At 41.9% G+C, this 23,014-nt stretch carries 21 protein-coding genes; 11 read left to right on the top strand and 10 right to left on the bottom strand.

All coding sequences use genetic code 11. The annotated features are described in order from the left end of the window. The first annotated feature begins 205 nt into the window (after positions 1 to 205). The 4 genes from ACT3SX_RS01125 (at position 206) to ACT3SX_RS01110 (ending at position 3,345) form a co-directional block, all read left to right on the top strand. Positions 206 to 496 (top strand): ArsR/SmtB family transcription factor, encoded by a 291-nt coding sequence (locus ACT3SX_RS01125; RefSeq protein WP_192520729.1) that lies wholly within the window; start codon positions 206 to 208, stop codon positions 494 to 496. Between the two features lie 231 nt (positions 497 to 727). Continuing rightward, positions 728 to 2,437 carry a SulP family inorganic anion transporter gene (locus ACT3SX_RS01120; RefSeq protein WP_192520727.1) on the top strand — a complete coding sequence of 570 codons (1,710 nt, stop codon included), beginning with the start codon at positions 728 to 730 and terminating at the stop codon, positions 2,435 to 2,437. 115 nt (positions 2,438 to 2,552) lie between these two features. Continuing rightward, positions 2,553 to 2,879: a beta-lactamase hydrolase domain-containing protein gene (locus ACT3SX_RS01115; protein WP_192520726.1), complete on the top strand. Its 327-nt coding sequence runs from the start codon at positions 2,553 to 2,555 to the stop codon at positions 2,877 to 2,879. A 133-nt stretch (positions 2,880 to 3,012) separates the two neighbouring features. Further along, on the top strand, positions 3,013 to 3,345 hold the full coding sequence (locus ACT3SX_RS01110) for a TIGR01244 family sulfur transferase (protein WP_192520725.1): 333 nt from the start codon (positions 3,013 to 3,015) through the stop codon (positions 3,343 to 3,345). On the opposite strand, the gene ACT3SX_RS01105 is transcribed toward ACT3SX_RS01110, so the two are convergent. Then, positions 3,334 to 4,230 carry a LysR family transcriptional regulator gene (locus ACT3SX_RS01105; RefSeq protein ID WP_192991835.1) on the bottom strand — a complete coding sequence of 299 codons (897 nt, stop codon included), beginning with the start codon at positions 4,228 to 4,230 and terminating at the stop codon, positions 3,334 to 3,336. The genes ACT3SX_RS01110 and ACT3SX_RS01105 overlap by 12 nt on opposite strands. A gap of 177 nt (positions 4,231 to 4,407) precedes the next feature. Here ACT3SX_RS01105 and ACT3SX_RS01100 point away from each other — a divergent pair, with 177 nt between their 5' ends. Continuing rightward, the gene (locus ACT3SX_RS01100) at positions 4,408 to 5,154 is read left to right on the top strand and encodes a glutathione S-transferase family protein (RefSeq protein ID WP_192518523.1); all 747 of its coding nucleotides are present in this window, start codon (positions 4,408 to 4,410) and stop codon (positions 5,152 to 5,154) included. A 148-nt stretch (positions 5,155 to 5,302) separates the two neighbouring features. Then, entirely contained in the window at positions 5,303 to 6,163 is an 861-nt protein-coding gene (locus ACT3SX_RS01095; RefSeq protein WP_192991836.1) for a bile acid:sodium symporter family protein, read from the top strand. Between the two features lie 83 nt (positions 6,164 to 6,246). Here ACT3SX_RS01095 and ahpF read toward each other — a convergent pair whose 3' ends face one another. After that, positions 6,247 to 7,827 carry an alkyl hydroperoxide reductase subunit F gene (gene ahpF / locus ACT3SX_RS01090; protein ID WP_192991837.1) on the bottom strand — a complete coding sequence of 527 codons (1,581 nt, stop codon included), beginning with the start codon at positions 7,825 to 7,827 and terminating at the stop codon, positions 6,247 to 6,249. A 490-nt stretch (positions 7,828 to 8,317) separates the two neighbouring features. On the opposite strand from ahpF, the gene ACT3SX_RS01085 reads away from it, so the two are divergent. Next, the gene (locus tag ACT3SX_RS01085) at positions 8,318 to 8,572 is read left to right on the top strand and encodes a YdcH family protein (RefSeq protein ID WP_192518526.1); all 255 of its coding nucleotides are present in this window, start codon (positions 8,318 to 8,320) and stop codon (positions 8,570 to 8,572) included. A gap of 193 nt (positions 8,573 to 8,765) precedes the next feature. Here ACT3SX_RS01085 and ahpC read toward each other — a convergent pair whose 3' ends face one another. Beyond that, positions 8,766 to 9,332 carry an alkyl hydroperoxide reductase subunit C gene (ahpC, locus tag ACT3SX_RS01080; protein ID WP_192518527.1) on the bottom strand — a complete coding sequence of 189 codons (567 nt, stop codon included), beginning with the start codon at positions 9,330 to 9,332 and terminating at the stop codon, positions 8,766 to 8,768. Between the two features lie 314 nt (positions 9,333 to 9,646). Here ahpC and ACT3SX_RS01075 point away from each other — a divergent pair, with 314 nt between their 5' ends. Together ACT3SX_RS01075 and ACT3SX_RS01070 are read left to right on the top strand one after the other, a co-directional pair. Continuing rightward, positions 9,647 to 10,555 (top strand): hydrogen peroxide-inducible genes activator, encoded by a 909-nt coding sequence (locus tag ACT3SX_RS01075; RefSeq protein WP_192991838.1) that lies wholly within the window; start codon positions 9,647 to 9,649, stop codon positions 10,553 to 10,555. 2 nt (positions 10,556 to 10,557) lie between these two features. Then, the gene (locus ACT3SX_RS01070) at positions 10,558 to 11,241 is read left to right on the top strand and encodes an HD domain-containing protein (protein WP_192518529.1); all 684 of its coding nucleotides are present in this window, start codon (positions 10,558 to 10,560) and stop codon (positions 11,239 to 11,241) included. On the opposite strand, the gene ACT3SX_RS01065 is transcribed toward ACT3SX_RS01070, so the two are convergent. The 7 genes from ACT3SX_RS01065 to ACT3SX_RS01035 form a co-directional block, all read right to left on the bottom strand. Further along, complete coding sequence (locus ACT3SX_RS01065; protein ID WP_192518530.1) at positions 11,215 to 11,817, bottom strand: methyltransferase domain-containing protein; 603 nt, start codon at positions 11,815 to 11,817, stop codon at positions 11,215 to 11,217. The genes ACT3SX_RS01070 and ACT3SX_RS01065 overlap by 27 nt on opposite strands. A 174-nt stretch (positions 11,818 to 11,991) precedes the next feature. Continuing rightward, positions 11,992 to 12,594, bottom strand: coding sequence for a M48 family metallopeptidase (locus ACT3SX_RS01060; protein ID WP_192518554.1), 603 nt, complete (start codon positions 12,592 to 12,594; stop codon positions 11,992 to 11,994). 79 nt (positions 12,595 to 12,673) lie between these two features. Next, positions 12,674 to 14,296: a DUF1513 domain-containing protein gene (locus ACT3SX_RS01055; protein WP_192991839.1), complete on the bottom strand. Its 1,623-nt coding sequence runs from the start codon at positions 14,294 to 14,296 to the stop codon at positions 12,674 to 12,676. Between the two features lie 3 nt (positions 14,297 to 14,299). Then, positions 14,300 to 15,445, bottom strand: a complete 1,146-nt coding sequence (locus ACT3SX_RS01050; protein ID WP_192991840.1) for an imelysin family protein — start codon at positions 15,443 to 15,445, stop codon at positions 14,300 to 14,302. Positions 15,446 to 15,552: 107 nt separating this feature from the next. After that, positions 15,553 to 17,208 carry a di-heme oxidoreductase family protein gene (locus ACT3SX_RS01045; RefSeq protein ID WP_192518533.1) on the bottom strand — a complete coding sequence of 552 codons (1,656 nt, stop codon included), beginning with the start codon at positions 17,206 to 17,208 and terminating at the stop codon, positions 15,553 to 15,555. A 260-nt stretch (positions 17,209 to 17,468) separates the two neighbouring features. After that, positions 17,469 to 18,929 (bottom strand): imelysin family protein, encoded by a 1,461-nt coding sequence (locus ACT3SX_RS01040; RefSeq protein WP_192518534.1) that lies wholly within the window; start codon positions 18,927 to 18,929, stop codon positions 17,469 to 17,471. 422 nt (positions 18,930 to 19,351) lie between these two features. Beyond that, complete coding sequence (locus ACT3SX_RS01035; protein ID WP_192518535.1) at positions 19,352 to 20,005, bottom strand: OmpA family protein; 654 nt, start codon at positions 20,003 to 20,005, stop codon at positions 19,352 to 19,354. A 542-nt stretch (positions 20,006 to 20,547) separates the two neighbouring features. Between ACT3SX_RS01035 and ACT3SX_RS01030 the strand changes: the two genes are divergently transcribed. Together ACT3SX_RS01030 and ACT3SX_RS01025 are read left to right on the top strand one after the other, a co-directional pair. Next, entirely contained in the window at positions 20,548 to 21,501 is a 954-nt protein-coding gene (locus ACT3SX_RS01030; RefSeq protein ID WP_192991841.1) for an acyltransferase, read from the top strand. Between the two features lie 319 nt (positions 21,502 to 21,820). After that, entirely contained in the window at positions 21,821 to 22,918 is a 1,098-nt protein-coding gene (locus tag ACT3SX_RS01025) for a hypothetical protein (protein WP_192518537.1), read from the top strand. Positions 22,919 to 23,014: the final 96 nt, after the last annotated feature.

The raw sequence follows: 23,014 nt of genomic DNA, 5'->3' as shown, positions 1-23,014 counted from the left end.
TAATGTAAATAAACATAACTTGATATGTCTTACAATATCATTGATAATTAAGTATGTTTATTCATAAATCTTAAACTTCACCATTTATACTCTATATAAGGAGCTCGCTCTGAATACCTCAGTACTGAGCACATCGAACATTAGCGCTAGCGAAAATATCTCGCCTAGTGAAACAGACCTTGTACCTTCAGACCTTGCTGAGCAAATGCAACAAGCCTCTATGCAAGCTAGTCAGTTACTAAAGTCACTCTCACATCCTGATCGCTTGTTACTCCTATGTCAGCTAACTCAAGGAGAATACTGCGTCAGTGAGCTTGAGAAACTGGTTGGCGTTGGGCAGCCAAGCTTGTCACAGCAGCTAGGAATCCTACGCAAGGATAAGCTCGTTTCAACACGCCGTGAAGGTAAACAAATCTACTATAGCATCGCCAGTGATGATGCTTTAGCAGTACTAGACCTACTTTATCAACGCTTTTGTGCCAAAATAGACAGATAGCTTGTACACTAGGGCGTGTCTTCAATTCATTCGATAGTTATCTCAATGGGCTAAAAATGGCTGCATCTTGTTAAACATCGTCAAATAGTTGGTTAATATCCCGATATTATCTGCGCTATTTTCCTTGTTTAACGGCAATTTATCTCATTTTTATCACCATTTTTGAAATGAAGACACGCCCTAAGTACCTAGATGTAGTTAACTTTTTTCTTATGATGACGACCTATTGTTATGCCTTCTATTGCCGCTCGTCTGATACCTGCTTGGCTACGCCAATACAAGCTATCTGCGCTGCCGACTGACGTCATCGCAGGGTTGGTAGTTGGTGTGCTTGTCATTCCACAAAGTTTGGGCTATGCAGTGTTGGCAGGACTGCCACCCGTTTATGGCCTATATGCGGCTATCGTTCCTGTCATTGTCTATGCGTGGATAGGCTCAAGTAACGTCCAAGCGATAGGGCCTGTGGCTATCACAGCAATCATGACAGCCAGCAGTCTACATCCCTACGCATCAGATGGCGCTCAGCAATATGTATTGATGGCCAGCTTACTGTCATTAATGGTGGGGGCGATGTTATGGTTAGCAGGTCGGCTCAAGCTTGGCTGGATTATGCAATTTATCAGTCGGGGTGTTTCTGCTGGTTTTATCAGTGGTGCTGCGGTGCTTATTTTTGTTAGTCAGCTTAAATACTTGACTGCTATCCCTATCTCAGGGAACGGATTATTCGGTTATTTATCGAGTATGCAACTATATTTCCATCAACTACATCCGCTAACCTTGCTTATCGGCATCATCGCTTTTACTTTACTCATTGCTAATCGTTATGGCAGTAAATGGGTATGGAAATCTTGGTTACCACTAGCTTATGCCAAATGGGCAGAACGTTTGTTTCCGCTTATCCTGCTTGGTATAACGATTATCTTAAGTATCAGCTTACATTGGCATACGAGCGGTGTGGCAACGATTGGTAGTATTCCGCAAGGGCTACCCAATTTCACGCTTCCCTATGTACCAAACTTTGATGTCGCACTGAACCTATTACCTAGCGCAGGACTGATGGCACTGATTGTATTTGTATCAAGTAGTTCAGTGGCGAGCAATTATGCGCGCTTACGCGGTGAGACCTTTGATGCCAACCGCGAGCTAACTGGACTGGGTGCTGCTAATATCGCGGGTGGATTTTTTCAGAGTTTTGCTGTCGCCGGCGGCTTTTCACGCACCGCAATCAATGCTGATTCAGGTGCCAAAACGCCTGTCGCTAGTCTAGTGACTGTGATAGTTATGCTGGCCGCTTTGATCGCTTTTGGCAATACTTTATCACCACTTCCTTATGCCATATTAGGCGCGACCATCATGGCCTCTATCATCGGCCTCATTGATATATCAACCTTAAAGTCAGCATGGCAACGTGACCGTATCGATGCGGCTAGCTTTATGGCAGCCTTTGCTGGTGTTTTAATGTTTGGACTAAATACTGGCTTAGTGATTGGTTTGATGGTGTCTTTTGCTAGCTTGATTTGGCAGTCAAGTAAACCGCACGTGGCCATCGTCGGGCAGTTAGCAGGTACAGGACACTTTCGTAATATCAATCGTCATGATGTGGTGACATTCGACAATTTATTGATGCTGCGTACCGATGAAAGCTTGTTTTTTGGTAACAGCGAAGCCGTTCATCGGCGGGTAATACAAGCGACCCAACAGTACCCACAAGCTCATGAGATTATCCTCATTATGTCAGCAGTCAATCATATTGATTTGACTGGACAAGAGATGCTGATCAGCCTTAATAAAGAGCTTCTCAGCCAAAATAAGCACTTAAATTTTAGCTTTATTAAAGGCCCTGTGATGGATATCATTGAACATACCCCTGTGATCACTCACCTCTCAGGCTATGTTTATTTGAGTACCATGGATGCAGTAGAGGCTCTAAAAGATAGTTAATTCTAGCTATACTAAAAGCTGTGTTATGCTAACGCCTAAAAGTACAGTCTAAATGACAACTTTAAAAAACATTCTATATTCAAATGCCTTTTAATATCTGCGACCGAAGTAATTTATGACCGATAACTTAACCATTTATAAGCAAATTTATCCAAGCCAATGTAACAAAATTGCCGAGCTTGGCTACCGCTCTGTGCTTAATATCCGTCCTGATGCTGAGACGGAGACGCAGCCCAATAGCTGCGACTTTGTCCATGCAACTGCAGATGCCAACTTGACCTATCATCATCTGCCGTTTGATGATGAGCGACTAAGTCTGCTAACTATAGAGCAATTTGCCGAGTTTTATCACTCTATGCCCAAGCCCATACTCATGTTTTGTGGTACTGGCGCACGTGCCAAGCTGCTGTATCAAAGTGCATTAATGCAAGGCCTGTTATAGTTGGTTCAAGATAATACTGTAATACCCTTTACACAGTACCTCTTTAGAAAGTTACACATTCAGCTTAGGCTTAGCACTGTACTCAAATAATAAACCTATCACCTACTTATATAGAAAATAATAAGGAATTCTTATGAGCCATCAAGTTAACTTCACTGGACAAATCACTCCTGACCAAGTAGCCATGATTGCCGAAAACGGTTTCAAAACCATTATTAACAATCGCCCAGATGGTGAAGAGGCAAACCAACCGACCAGTGCTGAGATTGAAGCGGCGGCTAAAGAAGCAGGCCTTGCTTATAAAGAGGTTTCTTTTGCAGGTAGTGAGCTGAACCAAAACCATGTCGAAACCTTTGCTGACTTTTTCAATCAAGCTGAGCAGCCAATATTGATGTTTTGTCGTACAGGCAACCGCTCAAACGGTATCTATGAAGCCGCCAAGCAGATGGATTTGTTAGACGACTGAGTGATCACTCATAGATTGTAAATAGTTATCACACACTATCGATAATTGCGCCCGTCCAAAATTTGGATGGGCGTTTGCCGTTATGACCATTTCGATAATAACCTCTGGCAATTTTGGTAAGACAAAAGGCAATGGATTATTAGCTTTTGTTAAGGCTGTCATCTGACCCAAGCTGCTTTTAGCCACCACAGTTATCCCTTGCCCTGTCAGTATTAAACTACTTATTGCACCAACGCTATTCGCGCTACAGACCACTTGACTAGCAACATTGATTTGGCTCAACCCTTGGATAGCTGCATGATGAAAATGGCAGCTTTCATCAAATAAAATTAAAGGCACACTAGCATTATTGTCATAGCTTTTTGCCAAGCGACTCGTATTGCCATCAAATGCCCAGACACCATTGTCTTGCTGCAAGAAATGCCCTGCCTCTTTAGCGGATGAACGTGAGACGATAGCCGCGTCCAAGACACCTGTGCTTAATAGCTCACGTAAGCGAATTGAATTGTGACAATGAATATGCACGGGTAAATTAGGTACGCATGCCTTAATATATTGGATAACTTTAGGCAAAACTACTTGTGCGTAATCATCAGGACATCCTAATTGTAAAGGTCTAATAATCTGTTTGCTCTGCTGCATTTGTCTTAATGCATCATCATGTAAGCTAATGATATGACGCGCATAGCCGAGCAAAAACTTACCGTCTTCAGTTAATTCAAGCACACGTCCTGATTTAGTAAATAATGACTTATCTACCTGTTCAGCCAATTTTTGCATTTTTTGGCTAACGGCACTTTGACTACGGTGCACCTGCTCGGCTGCCTGCGTATAACTGCCTGTCTCTACCACTGCGATAAAACAACGTAATACCTCTATGTCCATTCGCCAATCCTTTGCCTGTCGATATCTTGTATATATCAGAGAGTAGCACATTGTCATTTTTAATAAACAAAACTAATGCTGCGAATCTCTTATAGGTACTGTTAATATTTTGCGTTGGCCACTTACGGTTCGTGAAGACATAATAAAATTTCATTCAGCAGATTATAGGGAATTGATATGCAAAAACCTCTACTCATTATCGGTAATAAAAACTATTCGTCATGGTCATTGCGGGCTTGGCTATTGCTAAAAGCCTTTGACGTTGATTTTGATGAGCAATTGATTGAGCTTTTTGATGACTCTGCCCGTCCTATTCTCGATGAGCATGCGCCAACGGGAAAGGTTCCTATTTTGGTTTATGGTGAAAGTGCTGCAAAAGTCACTGTTTGGGATACCCTAGCCATCGCCATTCATGCCAATGACTATCTAACAGATATAGATATTTGGACCGGATTAAGCAAATCTGACGCTAACGCACAGAATAACAATCAACACCGAATCAACAGTGCCTACTGCCAGAGTATCGTCGCTGAAATGCATTCAGGGCTAATGGGTATTCGTAATGAGATGCCAATGAACATCCGAGCCACAGCAAAGATACAACCGAGTCGTGCTTGCTTAGCTGACCTCGCTCGCATTGAGAATATTTTTGCCGATTGCTTAACAGCTCGCTCAACAGACAGCTACTTGTTTGGTCAATTCACCGCTGCTGACGCTTTTTTTGCCCCTGTGGTTCTACGTTTGCAAACGTATGCTGACGCCTCGACCATAGAGTTAAAACCAACAACCAAACAGTACTGCGAGACGATGCTAAAAAACCCTCATATACAAGCGTGGCGCAAAGCTGCACTAACAGAAACCCGCATCATTGACGAAGATGAAGCTGGTCAGATAGTCTCATTGGTTGGGGACTTGGCCGATTAAACTTAGATGAAACATAGATCAAGCCCATATCAAACTTAAGGTCAAAGGTTTACTAAATTTTTAATAACACTTAAGATAATAGAGACACAAGGAATGTGTCTCTATTTAAAAAGCCGTTTATGGCTTTTAATTCAACAAGGAATGTTTTATGAGCGGTACTGCTCTAGCTTTACTCCCCTTGGCGCTTGCCTACATTATGTTTACCTTAGGGACAGGGCTAAAACCCAGTGACTTTAAGGTTATCATCAATTATCCCAAAGCTTTTTTGATAGGCCTGATTAATCAGGTTATTTTTGTACCTTTGATTGCTTTAGCGGTGGTCTTAGTGATGGCGCCGCCACCAGAGATTGCCTTTGGTATTATGCTGATTAGCTTTTGTCCAGGCGGTGTCACGAGCAATATGCTCACTTACTATGCCAAGGGCAATGTCGCACTATCAGTCGCCCTCACTGGCGTGGTCAGCCTGTTATCTGTCATTACCTTGCCTATTCTAATCACCTTAGCGTTTAACCACTTTATGCAAGACCAAACGGGATCTATTAGCGCGGTAAAGATTGGCGCTGTCATGTTTTTGTTGACGACGTTACCCGTGACTCTTGGTATGCTAGCTCGCTATAAATTCACTGATTTTATGGTACGCAGAAGTAGCATTCTAAATGGCTTGGCCAGTATCTTTTTTGTGCTGATAGTCTTCGCTGCGATCGCGTCTAATTGGGAGTTGCTGAAATCACAATTGACATCTATGGGGCTTGAACTGGTTCTTATTATTATGGCTTTATTTATATTTAGTATTTTGACCTCTAAATTATTAAAGCTGAGCTGGTTTGACACCAAAACCATCTCTATAGAGACGAGCATTCAGAACAGTACCACGGCGATTACTTTAGCACCTATCATTATGGGAACAGCCGTTGGTCTGCCTGCTATCGCTTTACCCGCGGCGGTATATGGGGTATTGATGTATGTGGTTGCGCTGCCAGTTATTGCGTTGATTCGGAATAAGAACTGATTTTAGTAAACATAAAAAAACCACCTCAAAAGAGGTGGCTTCTTAGATTAAGCTTAGCACTGTAGAATTTAGATTTGAGCAGCCTATTGCATCACTAAGTACTCGAACGCTGCTAATGCTGCTTTACTACCCTCACCCATCGCAATATTAATCTGCTTGAATGGCACAGTCGTTACATCACCACAAGCGAAGATACCTTTGCGATCGGTACGGCAGCGCTCATCAATCTCAATCTCACCGAAACGGTTTAAATCAACAAAACCTTTAACAAATTCAGTATTCGGTACTAGACCAATTTGTACAAACACTGCGGCTAAGTCTACTTCTTTAGTCTCACCAGAGTTGCGATCTTCGTAGACAACAGAGCTAACTTTACCGTCTGTGGCTTTGATCTCTTTCGTAGCCGCGCTGGTAATGATATCAATGTTGGCCTTTTCTTTGGCTTTATTGATCAGCACTTGGTCAGCTTTTAGATCATCGGCAAACTCAAATACCGTGACATGTTTTACGATACCTGATAAATCAATGGCAGCTTCGATACCAGAATTACCACCACCAACGACTGATACGTCTTTACCTTTAAAGAACGGACCATCACAGTGAGCACAGAACGCCACGCCTTTACCGATGTTCTCTTCTTCACCTGGTACGCCAAGCTTACGCCATTGGGCACCAGTGGCTAGGATAATACTGCGAGTCTCAAACGTCTCACCAGTGTTCAGATGAATACGATAGTTCTCATCTTCAGTTTCGCCGATTTCTTTTACGCTCACATGCTCTTTTAGGGTGATATTGTACTCATGCAAGTGCTTCACAAAGTTATTTGATAGCTCGGTACCGTTGGTTAGTGGTACTGAAATCAAGTTTTCGATGTCTTGCGTGTCTTTAACCTGCCCACCGATACGGTCAGCAACCATAGTGACTTTTAAGCCTTTACGAGCGGTATAAATCGCAGCCGCTACCCCTGCAGGACCAGCACCGATGATAGTTACATCTTGCTGCTCTAGTTGCTCAGCATCATCTTCATCAGCATCGCTTAATAAATCAGGAAACTGCTCTTGCAATTTCTCAATCAATTTGCCCGTATCAATCTTACCATTGGCAAACGGTTTACCGTTCAAGAATACCGCTGGAACACCTTGAATGTTATTGGCATCAACTTGTTCTTGGAACAATGCACCATCGATCATCTCGTTACTGATGTCATCGTTTAGTAGCGCAAACTGATTCAGCGCTTGCACGACATCTGGGCAGCTATGGCAAGAGAGCGATACATAGGTCTGAAACTGTAGCGGCTTGTTAAAACGTTTGACTAGCTTTTGGATACCTTCGTCTAGTTTTAACGTGTGACCGCCCGCTTGCAAAATTGCCAAAATCAGTGAAGTAAACTCATGACCACCAGGAATCCCGCTAAAGACGATACCCGTGTCAATCAACTCGTCATCAGCATGGCCGCGAACTGCAAAACTGATCGGGCTAGGTAGACTGTCATCGTTCGCTGTCGCATCAAAATTAATTTTATCTGTCGTACCAGCGATTTTAGTCAAAAAATCAATCAATTCGGCACGCTTACTATGCTCACCGCTACCCAATACAAAGGTAATAGGACGAGTCATATTTTCGCTGTAGCTCTTAATCGCGTCTAATAAACTTTGGTCTATCATGTTTGTTCCTTATTATTACTGAATATGTAACGGCAACTACTATATTGCACGTTTAAATAGGATTTATTTACTGCTAATAGTTTGACCTAAAATGTTGTAAGCAAGAGACTTATGCCCTTTGATGTCTCTATTATCATAGCTTTCAGGATTTCGGGCAAGCTGAGAAATTCAAACCTCATGTTTTATAAAACAAATCGTAAACCATGGTTAATATCTAATTATTAAACCATTAACAATGTGATAGTCATGGTACATAGTCCATTTTTTCGCTACAATCAAGTTAAGCAAATAAGAAAAATTCCTATTTGTCTCATTGCAGTTTGGCTTTTATGTGAACTTATTAAAGCGCTTTCTGCTAGTGCTGAACCTTATCACTATTGCATCAACTCATGATTTGGTTGAGTGAAAATCACGTCTCAAAATCATAAAAATCTTAACGATAATGCGCGAATCTTATGACTAATTTGCGCTTCACAACAAGGATGAACACATGAGAAAGACTGATACATGGCAAGACAATAAAGACATCATTGCCGAACTTAAGCTAACAGATAGCCATTTTGCGAGTGTTTTTGATGAGCACGCTCAGCTCGATCAAAAAATCAATTACCTCGAAAAAGATTTGGTAAAGCATGCCAGTCGCGATGAAGAAATAGAACAAATGAAGCGTCAAAAATTACATCTCAAAGACGAGATCTATAAAATTATTGACGCGAGTAAAGCAGATGATGCCAATCAAGCATAAGTGATACTAGGCGTACATCATGATTTGACACAAATTATGATACAGATAATACAAAATTGCATAGACGTAAAAAGACCCCATCAGTAATCGCTAATGGGGTCTTTGTTTGTATGTCAGCTGATATAACAGTCACTGCCTATCAGCCAACCTACTATTCTAGTACCTTGTAGATACTCTCTAAGACTTTATGGTCTTAGATTTTACCAACTAGATCTAGACTTGGTTTTAGCGTTTCTGCGCCTTGTTCCCAAGCTGCTGGACAAACTTCGCCATCGTTTTCACGAACATACTGTGCTGCTTTTACTTTACGTAGCATGTCTTTTGCGCTACGGCCGATACCGCCAGCATGAATCTCAGCAACTTGGATTAGGCCATCTGGGTCTACTAAGAACGTACCACGTTCGGCTAGACCAGCTTCTTCAATCATAACGTTGAAGCCACGAGTGATTTTACCAGTAGGATCGCCGATCATTGGGTAGTTTACTTTACCGATAGCGTCTGAAGAATCATGCCATGCTTTGTGCGTGAAATGAGTGTCAGTAGATACTGAGTACACTTCTACGCCAAGGCCTTTTAGCTCGTCGTAGTGAGCTGCCATGTCTTCTAACTCAGTTGGGCAAACAAACGTGAAATCAGCTGGGTAAAATAGGAAGATTGCCCAGTTGCCTTTTACGTCTTCTGAAGTAACGGTTTTGAATTCACCGTTTACATACGCATCTGCTGAAAATTCTGGGATTTCTTGATTGATAATAGACGCCATGAGTGGCTCCTTTATAGTTAAGTTAATTGGAATTTTTGGTATAAGTATCTTTGTTAAGCCTTTAATAATCTGGGCTACCTGACAAACTATACGCGAATTTTATTGTTAATCCAGTTAAAAGTTTTTAATGTGATGTTTTGTTTTATTAAACTTGTTAAACTATTATCTCTATTTTTTATCATCAGTGCGCGATATGTCATTGACTATATAACCTATAGATTACATTAAGATGAAATCGAATGCAGATATCTCATTGTTGCACTGCATGAGTTAACACATATATCGCTTTAAAAGCCCATTAATAGAGAGATTTTATGATTACTTTACGTCAGCTTGAGTTTGCCTTAGCAGTGGCTAAACACCGTCATTTTAAACGTGCAGCGGAAGACTGTAATATCTCTCAGTCTGCGCTGAGCTTGGGTATAGCCGAGTTAGAAAAACAATTGGATACGCAGATTTTTGAGCGTAATAACAAACAGGTATTAATCACTCCTATCGGTGAGGACATTCTAGCGCGAGCACAGCGTGTGTTTTCTGACGTCCATGATCTAACTACACGTGCTCATAGCCATCAATCGCCGCTTGCTTATCCGATGACTGTCGGTATCATCCCAACGATTGCACCGTATTTACTACCAAAAGTATTACCAGCCTTACGAGCCAACTATCCAGAGTTCCGTATGACCATCGTCGAACAGCAGACAGAACGCTTGTTAGAACAAGTACGTTACGGTCATATTGACACCGCTATTATTGCCCTACCCTATGCAGTAGAAGGCTTACACAGTTTTGAGTTTTGGACAGAGGATTTTTTTGCAGTATTTCCAAAAGACGATGTACATGCCCAGCTTGAAACCATCAATGCAGATGAACTGACAACAGCCAATCTTATGTTACTAGGTGAAGGGCATTGCTTGACTGATCAGACACTCTCTGTTTGTCATTTTGATCGTGCACAGATGAAATCAAGCTTTTCAGATGCCAGTTTGAACACGCTTATTCAAATGGCACTTGCCAACATGGGAACGACATTGGTACCCGAGATGGCATTAGACCAGCTTCATCTACAAAACCAAAACGCTGTCGCGGTACCACTAGCAGAGCAAGGACCACATCGCCATATCGCCTTTGTCACTCGTCTAAACTATGCTCGTGTCGATGACGTCAATTTGCTTGGCAAAGTATTTAAGCAAGCGCTTGAAGAAGATGCTAATAAAAAGTAAATATGAGTGATTTGTCTCAAATAGACATTGAGTTAAGTAATCGTTTTTACTTACACCTATCTGCTATCAATAGCGATGTCACGCCAAAAAAATCACAAATACTTTGGCAGGATATTGCTGTGCGTTATGATGAGCGCCAACGCGCTTATCATAACGCACAGCATATTCAGCAGTTATTTTCTCAGTTTGAACAAGTGAAGCACCAGCTCAGTGAGCCACATATTATCGCTTTGGCAATATATTATCATGACGTCATATATGAACCAACACGCTCAGACAATGAGTTAAAAAGCGCAGAATTTGCGGTAGAAATATTAGAGCCTTACTTAAATGCTGAACAATGCCAATATATCTACGCACTGATTATGATGACCGCCTCTCATCAACTGAATAATGAGATGGGTTCTGACAAAAATAGCGATGCGGCTTATTTATTAGATATGGACTTGAGTGTTTTGGGAATGCCGTACTCAGAGTATGAGCAGTATGCAAAAGCGGTACGCGAAGAGTATGTACATGTCACTGACAAGAACTACCAAAAAGGACGGACTCACGTATTAAATCAGCTGTTGGCACACCCCACCTTGTATATGACAAACTACTACCGTAGTAGGCTAGAGGCGCAAGCTCGGGATAATATCAAGCGCGAGATTAATTCCTTACTTTGCTCGCAGCTTAATAAATAGCTCATTACCCTGCCGTGCAGGATATGAGTTGTAGCTCAGCTCCATCAATTCAATATCGAAAAGACTCTCGAAACGCTGGTGGTACTCTCTTTTTGTACCGCCAAACGGTGGCCCGCTTTTTTCAAAAGCTCTATCAAATAGCAGACCAACCAGCTTCCCGTTCGGTTTCAATAATTCTGACATTTTTTTTGCATATTCATCACGGCGTGCTGGATTTATCGCACAAAAAAACGTCTGCTCTAGCACCCAATCAAACTGATATTGCTCTGGTGATAAATTAAAGAAGTCTGCACAAATTAAATGCTCAGTTGGAAAGTCAGGATAACGCTCGGCAAATACCTCAATCGGAGCGGGCGCAAAATCAACCAAAACAACATTAGTAAAACCTTGCTCATGTAAATAGCCGACTTCGTAGGCATTACCAGCACCAGCTACTAAAATAGATTGGTTTTTTGTAGAGGTAGGTAACTGATCAATATAAGCTTTGAGAGGTGGCGAAACCTCCCCCATATCCCAACCAATACTATCTTGCTCATAACGCTGCTGCCAAAAACCAGCCTGATTCACACTTTCCATATGACATCCTTATCTATCTAGTTTCATCATTGAAACACAAACAATTATAACAGCAAAAATACACTGTTAGCCCCTACCTTGTCAGCCTTGTTTCTTTCTGACGTATACCATCAATATAGGACGTGTCATCACTAAGGTTGTGAGGCTTATAGTCTTAGCGATGATACGCCCTAGCTACCCTGTTTTACCTGCCAGCATATTATGCCAATGCTGATAGTCTGGTATTGCTGTCGCTACTGTCTGCCAAAATTCAGGGCTATGATTGGCGTGATGCAAATGACACAGCTCATGAACAATGACATACTCAGTACATTCAATAGGATAAGCAGGTAAGTAAACAGACAACCATACTCGGCGCGCGCGTGTATTACAGCTACCCCAGCGGGTATGCATTTTTTTTAGGCGTATTTCATTGGCATAGGCACCAACGATAGGTTGCCATTTATCAAACAAAGAAGGAATAACGTTAGAGAGCTGTTGCCGATAATAGGTAATTTTTTCATCGGGGCTAAGCGTAAACGACTGCACTATACCCCATAATAGTAGAGGGCTATCACCAGTCAGGGAGTCTCTTGAGGCATGCTGTTTACGCTTATATTGTTCCAATACTTGCGCGTGGTTAGCTACTGCCCACGATACACGCTGAGCCACAGCCTGTGCAATCTGTGCTGTATTCATAGATAGTGGCACAGATACCATCAGCAGATAGGGTTTCAAACGAAAATTGATATTTTTAACACGCTTTTTAGTAACCTGCAGCTCAATGCCTGCCTGCATGAGTTGTTGCTTGGCGAGTATTGATATCGATGTCGTACTCTGTAGCGCCACCTTTATCTCCCTCCGCCTCTCTCACTTATCACAACAATGCCTGCAAATGGTTATCGAAAGACATTTTATGGCGTTTACTGTCTTTAACAACACGATCAGCTAACGCCGGTTTGACAGCTGATTCTTCGTCTGGCTGGGTTTCCATTTTCAATGATGAAACCACCGTCAAAGTTGTCAGTTGCCCTTGTCCATCACTGACGATAAAACCTGATAGCTGTTTATTTACTGTCTGGCTGCCAACGGACTGACTATCGTAAGATAATACAGATGCACCTGCGCAATCTGGCAAACTAACATCATCAATAAACTGCCGAGTATTTAAGTCGTATACCGCTGCACATCCACCAATCGGTGTCGTCACACATAACAGGTTACGCTCGCTGTCCACCGCCACACTAGCGATATACTGATGAAAACGTTGCCATTGATTGTTTGGCATCATGAGCGGCTTAAAGTCAGTATCACCGCGCTGATGCGTGAGTACTAAAGGTACGTTAATATGACGCTCACCTTGGAACTGAATGCCAATCATCACCGTACCATCGTCATGCATAGCTAAATGGCGTACGCTCATCTGATTATGTTCAGGAATGACCTGTTCGAGCAATGCCCCATTATGCCGGTTTAGATACACCAGTGATGGTCGCATCGTATCCAAATTTAGCTCTTCACGAGAAGCTTGCTCAGTTTTAATACCACCATTCGCGATAACAAGTGTCTCACCATCTGGATGCATAATCAGTTCATGTGGACCGATACCATATGAGTCAAACTCTGCAACTTTTTGATAACCTTGGCTGACATCGTAGATACCAACTTTACCCGCCAAATCAATCGTATTATTTTCGGTGACATACAATAATGTGCCATCTAAGTTGTAGCAAGCATGACCATAAAAGTGACGATGAGTAGCCGCTTTGATAGCCGTCTTTACTTGACCAGTTGCTGTGTCCAATACCCATAGCTTTTCACTAGGACGACGACCCATAACGACGACATCGCGAGTTGCTTGGCTATTAGCGTCAGCTAAAGATGGCTGAACGACAATATCATGTACACGCTCTGGCATCGTTGTTTGCCACACAATTTGACGATCGGCATCAATACCAACGACACCATAGCCATCGACGCTCTCCTCATCGCTCGTTAAAGCAGCTGACTGCGGCATTGAGGCCACGCCACTTACCCAACACACTGGTCGCCCTAACATGGTCGTAGTGTGATCTGCTGAAAAATTTGGCGCTATGTCAGCACTATCGATAGGGTTGTAACCATTAAAATCCATGTCCGATGAATAGTTTTGATAAGCTTGATGCCAAACATTGGCAGTCTGATGATAGGCATACTGCAACCTTGACAATTGCTGCGTAGCGGCTGACTGTGGTGATATTAGTAATAATAGCTGTGATGTCAATTGTGACGATAGTGCCTGAAGTTGTGTACTCACTCCTACCACATAATCTTGCAAACGCGCAGATGGATAACGCTGCTTGCGATAAAGGTGGTGCACCCCAACCAAAGCTGCCGTACTAAACGCTGTCAGTGCCGACGTTTTCAGCACCTCTTTCTGAAGGTGTCTATCCAACAGACCTACACGCTTAATACCGTTTATCATGGTGGCTTCTTTTACTGTATCACCTTGTGTCTGCATTGCTTAATCACCATCTGTACTATTAAACCCGACACGAATACCAAGTGTTGGAATCAACTGACGTTTAATCAGGCGTGTTATCGTTGTCAAATGCTCATACAGTGCTTGCTGCGTGTCTTTATCTGCAGTCGCCAAGTCCTCTGGCATTTGTGCCAGTAGCGTGGTAGTTTCAGCCAGTACAGTGGATAAGTTGTTACCGACCTCACTATCATTATTGCTATTTAGCATTTCAGTCAATACTGGATCCGTCAGCGCTTTATTCAATGTGGCGAGCTTAGCATTGATAATCGCACGACTTTGGGCAGCAGTAGCAGCGGGTAGATGCCCTTTTGCTTTACCAGTTAGGCCAAGTGGTTGATCGATAGCATTAGACTTCATAGTTTCGACCAACGATAGCAAAGAGTTGAACCATTGATTTAACCCTTCATCACTATCAGCCACTTTATCGATTGCCAATAGTTCAGTTGAGTTCTGCTGCCAGTTTTTCTCAATCTCTTTTAAACGTGTGCTCAAAGCACTGCTTGCACTGATGACATAAGCACATTGGCCAGCGTCTAAACTATCATTGGCATATAGTGCTTCTTCTAGCCCTGGAACGCCTTGGACAATCGCACTTTCGTTAGCGAGCTGCTCAGGAGTCAACTTGGGATTAGCAGCGATTAGATCTGCCACGCCACTATGTACCAAACCGCGTTCGTCGGGATAATAATTGATATACAGGTTGCTCATACTGGCAGTCGCAGGACCAAAATTGATCATCTCAGCACGTGCCCATGCCTGTGCCAAAACTAGCCACTGATCGCGCAGCGCTTGTAATTCATCTCCACTGACTGACTCTGACTGACAATGGGTTTGAGCTAAATCATGCAATAAATCACTTTGTTTGGTCACATCAGCATACGCTGGAATGACAATATCATTAGCCACATGAGTCAGATAAGCGGTTTCAGTATCAGTACTGATGTCTACTACATTAATTGTAGCAGTAATATCATTATTCTCTTCTGCTGAACTATTAACACTGTCTTGCGCGACCTCTTGGCTATCCGTCTCTGGTGCTTTATTTTCATCAGCAGGCTTGGCACAGCTGATAAGCAACCCAGCACTTAGGGCAGACAATGCCATTGCTAAAGCATGATTTATTTTCATAGGTTTCTCGGTATTTATATAAGTAATTGTATCTATAATAGATAAGGCAGATCATCTGATTAATATCTGCCTATTTAGGGATTAACAGCGAATAAACAACAGCATTTTTATAGAGACTGTAAGAACGCATTCAATTCAGCACGCCCTTGTTTATCAAGCTTAAGCACTTCTTTCTGTTGTTTTTCAGCTTCTCCACCATGCCATAGAACCGCTTCCATCAAAGTACGCGCACGACCATCGTGTAAAAATGTCGCTTGCGAGTCAACAGTCTGCGCCAGACCCACGCCCCATAAAGCAGGTGTGCGCCATTCATAAGAGTTGGCCAAAAACTCAACTTGCGCATCTTTAGGTGGTAGATTGCCAGCAATCGTACGATCAGCAAGACCATCACCCATATCATGCAACAACATATCGGTATAAGGATAGATCACTTGTCCATGCTGCTCAAGACGATCATCGTTAGTGTGTGGCAACTGATATCTAGGTGTATGGCAGCTTTGGCAGCCGATGTCATAAAAGCGTTTTTTTCCAGCTAAGACCAATTCATCATCAGCATTACGACGATGCGGCACGGCTAAATTACGTGTATAAAACTCAACAAACTTGGTCACTTCATCATTGACTTCTACAGGCGGTTTACCATTACCTTGCTCATCAGCACCCGTTGTTGCATTCACACAAGCCGTCTGCGTTGGCATACAGGACTCATTAGGACGGATATTTGATGTTAGTCCCATATCTTCATTAAAGGCACTTTGGTTTTGGGTAATCAGCTTGGTTTGACCTGCTTTCCAGCCAAAGCGTCCGAGTGCCTTCTCGCCAGTTTGTGGATCCATCACCCAGTTAAATTTTCCGCTAATATCACCGTCTGCCTGAGTAGCTTGTTGTTTAATAGCCTCCTCTGGAATTTGCTCGAGCAAACCAAGCCCAATCATAGGTAATGCCACACGTGGTGAAACCATTAATTCATCATCGAACTTACCATAACCTGGTTGGGTTAAGTTAAAAGTAGGATCACGCAACGTTTCGACATAGCCATCAGCAAAAGTAATTGGTTTGTCTGCCCACTGTACTGAAATTTTTGCCTCAGCAGGCACACCTTGAATACCACGGTCTTGAAGCTGACCACCATACATAGGGTGCACGACTTTTTCGATAAGAGAGTTATTTAGCTGTTGACGTTGTTCATCAGTGGTCGCAGGCATAGCAAGACGAATGAGCAAGCTATCGGCATCATCATCAGCATTCATTGGTGCATGCCCTCGACCATCTTTTATATGGCAAGACTGACAAGCAGCAACATTAAACAATGCACCTAGACCGTCGCGGCTATCAGTACTGGCAGGTGCAATGACCCAAGGCTGCTTAAAGAAGGCATTACCAATAAAAAACGACCCTTTACGTGAGGCGGTCAAGTTAGAAGAAGGTTTAGAGTAGCTCTCTGCACTACTGATACTGATACCTGTATCACCACCCTGTTTGACCTCTTGCGGATCAAATTTCACTAACTGCTGCATGGATACGCCAGCGAGCTTTTCTATCGTTTGGAGACGTTCAGGGACTAAAGCTTGAGATTTTTCATTACTTTCTGTAGCTTGCTCTTCATTAGTAGTATCGTCAGAATTACTGTCGTTCGGCTGACAAGCGCTGAGAGATAGGGCACACAAGATACCAAGGGTCAGTTTTGGTAGTACACCATTAATGATGGAAGCAGAATAAAATGAGGCAGATTTTTTGATTTTTAAAACGTTTGCGGTGTTCATAGAAAAAGTACCTTAGTTCTAGCGTAGAACCATTAAAATCGCATGCTGTAAAGTGTTTCACTTCTAATCAATAAGGTTCAGCGAAGTACCAACCTATCAAGCTATTTTAATACGGTAAAAAAACACGTTGCCAACTGTGGTCGACAACGTGTTTATTATACCTAAATTACTATGCTATGAAAATAATTCTCATTAGCTTATAACAAACTCTTCAGGCATTAATAAATAACATGTAGCTGTTGGAGTTCAGATGCTTCAACTTAAAACTGTGAGCCCGCATCAGCATCTAAATTGTCGATACCGACGGCTTTAGCAGCATTTTCAATACCAACGGTCAGCTCTTGCAAACCAGTGATACCAGCCTCAACCCATCCGCGGCGAACGTTTTGTTCTTCAGCAGAGATACCGTCTTTGCTCACCTGACCTACGGTAGCGATCATTTGATCAATCTTGATACCCTCTTTTTCACCTTTTTCTACGAGTACATCAAAGGCAGATTCTACTTTAGCAAAATCAGCAACCAATTGGTCAGCTACCGCTTTGTTGTCAGTATCAACGAGATAGTCTTTAAGACCGTAACCGCCAACTGTTTGACCATCGACTGTTTTATAGCTACCGTTAAAGACGTTTTGAATACCGCGAGCATTATTCGCATAGCTTAGATGTGTCAAATCACTAAAGCACTCATGCTCATCTTCAGTAGAACCAGTAACAAACGCGACCTGCATACGCTCAGATGCAAGCTCACCTAGTGCAAGACTGCCCATTTGATACATAATCTGGCGTAAACCATTATCATATTTACGTGCCATCAGATCGCTACGCAACGTGTTTTCACTTTCTGGCTGCCACTCGGCTTCCATCGCCGTTAGATCATCTACCAATAATTGAGCAGCGGCTGTTAAGAATTCACCACGACGCTCACATATACTGGCATCATCATTGACAGTATCACCACTAGTACATTGACCTGCTTCTGTTGCATAATCCGTCACAGGGCGGTTGCCTGCACCTTCGCTAACACCGTTTGTATCTTGACCCCATAGCATAAACTCGATAGCGTGGTAACCAGTTGTCACATTGGCTTCACTACCGCCAATCTCATTCATTTCTGCTAACAGTTCAGGAGTAATGCTACTGGTATCCTGCTCGACACTACCAACCGTAATACTGTCGCTATTGATGATATTGTTTTGACTATCGTACTCACCTTCGTAGCTGTCACTAACATAATCAATCAATGCTTCATCAAGTGGCCAAGCATTCACTTGTCCTTCCCAGCCATCAACGCTGCCAATTGCACGCTGATCATTGGCAGTGACGAAGCCTTCGTCAAAACGGAAAACTTCCGTTTGCGAGTACGGCTGACGGGCAACTTTATAGGCAGCTTTTGCTGCTTCTAGATTTTCCTGTGTTGGTGTGGCTACATATGCCTCTACTGCAGCTTGCAACAATTTGGCAGTATCTAAAGAGTCTTTATAAGCCGCATGTGCCATGTTTGCATAGCTATCCATCAATCTATCAGTATCGGCCTGCTCAGTGGTTGACAAGTCTGTAGTATCGGCAGATTCTGTACTTTGTACTTCTGCTTGGGCCTCAGTATTTGCATCTGTATTTTCTTCGGTTTGTTTGGTACAACCTGACACCATCAGTAACCCTGCAAGCGCAGCAGCTAAGGTAGTTGGTAAAATTTTACGGTTCGTTACTGTAGTAATCGTCATACATATCCTCGGAAATATAGCAAAAAAAGTTGATGTTTGTGACTCGTTATCAATGATATTAGTGTGTGTTGTCACAAGATATTCTAACGATGTATATGGTGTATTTATCATGTGCGATAAAAATATTGTATTGCAACGTTAAGAAAACTTTACAAATTATAATATAATTGATAATCATTATCAATATTTAATTTTAAATAATAATATACTTAATGATAGAACAATAAGGCAGTGCCTTAGAAATACGTTTTAAACAAATAACGATTATCAACAACTTCATATCAACCATGCTTTAGGCATATAAAACACGTTAAACCAAATCATCAAATGAAAGACATAAAAAAAGACCAGCTGAACGCTGATCTTTCTTATATTGGCATTTGATACATCTAGCCATCACATAACTATCGTTATGTAGTGAGTTAGTTTACACTCTGTGGCGCATTAACCGTTAGCTCAACACGACGGTTTTGCTGACGGCCATAATCTGTACTGTTGTCAGCTACTGGACGTGACTCTCCGTACGCTACAACATTAATACGGTTAGAAGCCACACCCTGAGCGGTTAGATAGTTTGCTACTGAGTAAGCTCGATCACGTGATAGACCCATGTTATAAGAATCTGAACCTTGGCTATCAGTGTGACCTGCGATAGTAATAGTATTTTGGTTATATTGATTCATGGTGCTAGCCAGCTTATCAAGTGTTGGCTTGAAAGATGAATTTAGCGTTGCATTGTCAAAAGAGAAAGTGATGCTACCTGGCATAACTAAATCAATATTACCTGTTGTGGGATCTTGCTCAACAGTCACACCTGTACCGGCCATTTGCTGCTCAAGCTGCTTAGCTTGACGCTCCATATAGTAGCCAACACCAGCACCTAGCGCAGCACCAATAGCGGCATCACGGCCAGTCTCTTCACCGCCAGTCGCTTTAGAGATAGCAGCACCACCAAGTGCACCCGCTAAACCACCAATTGCAGTCTTATTCAGACGTTGTTGACCATCTGCGGTAGTGGTACAACCACTAAGGACTAAACCTGATGCTACTGCTGCAATCATTAATTTATTACGCATAATATTTCCTCTGAATTTTAGATAAAAGTTTAAATAATTGTGAACAAGCCGTGCTTTTTTTAAATATTTTCTATTAGTTAGGGACTACTTTTTACAGGTGCTCTCCATTATTATGGCAATTACAATCTAACTATATGTAATATTTTGTCACAACTGTGTATGAGAAGTGCGGATGAATTTTTAGGTATTTACGCCCTTCTCATTTGTTATGACCCATCATAAGTTGCTATCGTAAGTCACGTTTACACTCTTACACTCTAATTGATTTCTGCTAAAATTACGTCACGCTATTTATCAGCGCTAAGCAATACAGTCGATTCAATTTAAAAGTAGTACGAGGCAAGCGAGGTCAACGCAGTAATGTTTTTATAGTGGAATGACTATACAAATTACCTTATCGACTAAATAATCGTCTTTAACGGTAGTTTCAGGTTTTTCTCTAGCCGTCTAAAAGCATAAACCTCTTTGAAAGCCTTTTGATAAAAGCAGTATCAGCAATGGATAACTTATAGACTCGTAAGATAGATCAAAAAGGATTTAGTATGCGCCTGACCTCTACTATTAAAAAAATACATCAAAGCACGCCTAAATTAGGAAAAGCTATCTCGCTAGCGACAGCCACAGGCGTCATTGCGGCCAATAGTTTTGGCGGCAGTATTCCTCTATGGTTGATGGGCATGGGGAAAATTATCACGGGCGCCCCTATTGCAGATAAAACCGTGATTAAAATTGCCACTCATTGGATTAGCAGTAATAATGCTTTAATTGATAATATGCTACCACGCAAAGACTGGCGTATCAATTTGCCTGACGAGGTGCATACCGATGGTAAATACTTACTCGTCAGTAATCATCAATCTTGGGTCGATACTAGCATCGTGCAGTATATTAGTGAAAAGCGCTTGCCATTAACGCGATTTTTTACCAAATTTGAGTTAATTTACATTCCAATTGTGGGGCAAGCCTTTTATTTTTTAGACTTTCCAATGATGCGTCGCCATTCAAAAGAAGCCGTGGCCAAGAACCCTTCATTAAAGGGTAAAGATATTGAAGAAGCAAAACGTGCTTGTGAGCTGTTAAAAGACAAACCTTTTACTTTGTTAAATTACTTAGAAGGTACCCGTTTTACCAAGGCTAAACATGCTCAGCAGCAATCACCTTATACTCATTTATTAAAACCACGAGCAGGTGGTTTATCGCTCGCCATAAATGCCTTAGGTGCAGATATCGATGGTATATTAGATATGACTATTGTCTATCCTGATGGTGTACCAACGTATACTGATCTGTGGAAAGGTAATATCAAGCGCTTGGGGGTTGATGTCAGATATATCGAGATACCTGACTCGTTGTTTGTCGGAATTCAAAACGGTGGCTACGAAAACGATGAAGCTGTAAAGAAGCAAATGTTTGATTGGGTTGAGCAAATATGGTACAACAAAGACCAACGGATTACCGAGATGTTGGCTGATTTTGAAACCAACCCTCAAGCCTAAAATAATTAAAAAAACAAAGTCAAAAAACTGCCACGTTATTTAAGACAGATTAAAGTCTGTTGAACATTGACGATGTTAATAGCGCTATACTGCGGCATGCCTTCAAGCTGACCATTGAGCTTTAAATAGGGTGAATTTTACCAAACTGCGTCAAACAGCTTGATCATACCTCGATATTATTTGTGCTATTCTGTTCGTTTGACTATAGTTTATTGTTTAACTACAGTTTATCCCAGTTTCATCATTATCTTCCAAATAAGAACACGCCCTATACCCACTGCTTATTTTTTATACCATTTATTATTTATAAGGTTTGACTGTGCCCGCCTCTATGACAACTACTAACCCGCAGCTCGACTCAGCACCAATATCTAATCAATCACATCACCTCTCGAACAATCAATCACCGCAACCCCACCACCCACAACCAAGTCGATTAAAACTTACTTATGATATTTTGATGATTATCATCATTAGTATCGACCTGTTGTTGATTAGTGTTGATGCAATATTGATGAGTAACTTTAGTACTCATGCCGCCGAATGGCTGACGATTGGTGAGTCATTAAGCTGGTATCAAAATACTGTGCATGTTCCATTACGTACTGCCGGTGGTTTTTTTACCATATTCTTAATCGCTGAGTTATTTGTGCGTTGGATGATTGCCATCACACAACAAACCTATTACCGATGGTTCTTTTTTCCTTTTGTACATTGGTATGAAGTATTGGGTTGTTTTCCGCAATTACGTGCGTTACGTTTGTTTCGAGCAGTGGTCATCGGACGTCGTTTATACCAATTAGGCTACCAAGTACTACCACAGTCTTGGATCGATCGGATTAAGTTCTATATTGATCTATTGCTAGAAGAGCTCTCTGACCGTGTCATCTTGACAACCATCCAGAACTTCCGGCAGGAATTGACCAATTCAGATACTCACAAATCATTTATCGAATCTACAGTTGCACGAAATCGCGATGAGATTGAAGCGGCATTATTGTCTGTACTACGTACCGAGCTGGTACCAAAACTACAGGCGTTAACGACCGATTCAGGCGGTGGTAATATATTAGCCAATGAAGTGGGTAACGCTATTGAAGAAGGTTTGGCTAATACACCTGAACTACGTCGTTACTTACGTATGATCCCCATTGCCGGTGGTCTGATTGAGTCACAGTTGCAACATGTAGGACATAATATAGGTGAAAACGTTGTTTATGCCTTAAACGAACGGCTCCTTGATCCTAAGATTCTAGATTCATTAATGGTAGAAATTGCTCGTGGTGTTGCACAAATAAATACTGATAATACAGCGCTAGATACCTTGATTTCTAGTATCATTGATGACAGTTTGACTGAGTTGGAAGCGCAGGTAAAAGTACAGCAATGGAAACATCAAGATATGCTCAACTTATAATGGTTACTTTCAAGGCTTGTCTTCATTCAAAAAATGAAGACGCAAATGAGAAAAACGGTTATCAAACGAAAAAATTAACACAGATAATAAAAATAG

Origin of the sequence: Psychrobacter sp. AOP31-B2-9 (genome assembly GCF_052378005.1) — a bacterium.
Lineage (GTDB): Bacteria > Pseudomonadota > Gammaproteobacteria > Pseudomonadales > Moraxellaceae > Psychrobacter.
This window is presented reverse-complemented; position numbering and strand designations above follow the sequence as displayed.

Coding starts and splice junctions, on each gene's coding strand:
- ACT3SX_RS01050 (WP_192991840.1), bottom strand. CDS start 15,445: ATGAAAATAAATCATGCTTTAGCAATGGCATTGTCTGCCCTAAGTGCT.
- ACT3SX_RS01085 (WP_192518526.1), top strand. CDS start 8,318: ATGAGAAAGACTGATACATGGCAAGACAATAAAGACATCATTGCCGAA.
- ACT3SX_RS01030 (WP_192991841.1), top strand. CDS start 20,548: ATGCGCCTGACCTCTACTATTAAAAAAATACATCAAAGCACGCCTAAA.
- ACT3SX_RS01120 (WP_192520727.1), top strand. CDS start 728: ATGCCTTCTATTGCCGCTCGTCTGATACCTGCTTGGCTACGCCAATAC.
- ACT3SX_RS01095 (WP_192991836.1), top strand. CDS start 5,303: ATGAGCGGTACTGCTCTAGCTTTACTCCCCTTGGCGCTTGCCTACATT.
- ACT3SX_RS01105 (WP_192991835.1), bottom strand. CDS start 4,230: ATGGACATAGAGGTATTACGTTGTTTTATCGCAGTGGTAGAGACAGGC.
- ACT3SX_RS01075 (WP_192991838.1), top strand. CDS start 9,647: ATGATTACTTTACGTCAGCTTGAGTTTGCCTTAGCAGTGGCTAAACAC.
- ACT3SX_RS01125 (WP_192520729.1), top strand. CDS start 206: ATGCAACAAGCCTCTATGCAAGCTAGTCAGTTACTAAAGTCACTCTCA.
- ahpC (WP_192518527.1), bottom strand. CDS start 9,332: ATGGCGTCTATTATCAATCAAGAAATCCCAGAATTTTCAGCAGATGCG.
- ACT3SX_RS01045 (WP_192518533.1), bottom strand. CDS start 17,208: ATGAACACCGCAAACGTTTTAAAAATCAAAAAATCTGCCTCATTTTAT.
- ACT3SX_RS01055 (WP_192991839.1), bottom strand. CDS start 14,296: ATGCAGACACAAGGTGATACAGTAAAAGAAGCCACCATGATAAACGGT.
- ACT3SX_RS01100 (WP_192518523.1), top strand. CDS start 4,408: ATGCAAAAACCTCTACTCATTATCGGTAATAAAAACTATTCGTCATGG.
- ACT3SX_RS01040 (WP_192518534.1), bottom strand. CDS start 18,929: ATGACGATTACTACAGTAACGAACCGTAAAATTTTACCAACTACCTTA.
- ACT3SX_RS01065 (WP_192518530.1), bottom strand. CDS start 11,817: ATGGAAAGTGTGAATCAGGCTGGTTTTTGGCAGCAGCGTTATGAGCAA.
- ACT3SX_RS01070 (WP_192518529.1), top strand. CDS start 10,558: ATGAGTGATTTGTCTCAAATAGACATTGAGTTAAGTAATCGTTTTTAC.
- ACT3SX_RS01035 (WP_192518535.1), bottom strand. CDS start 20,005: ATGCGTAATAAATTAATGATTGCAGCAGTAGCATCAGGTTTAGTCCTT.
- ACT3SX_RS01060 (WP_192518554.1), bottom strand. CDS start 12,594: ATGCAGGCAGGCATTGAGCTGCAGGTTACTAAAAAGCGTGTTAAAAAT.
- ahpF (WP_192991837.1), bottom strand. CDS start 7,827: ATGATAGACCAAAGTTTATTAGACGCGATTAAGAGCTACAGCGAAAAT.
- ACT3SX_RS01110 (WP_192520725.1), top strand. CDS start 3,013: ATGAGCCATCAAGTTAACTTCACTGGACAAATCACTCCTGACCAAGTA.
- ACT3SX_RS01115 (WP_192520726.1), top strand. CDS start 2,553: ATGACCGATAACTTAACCATTTATAAGCAAATTTATCCAAGCCAATGT.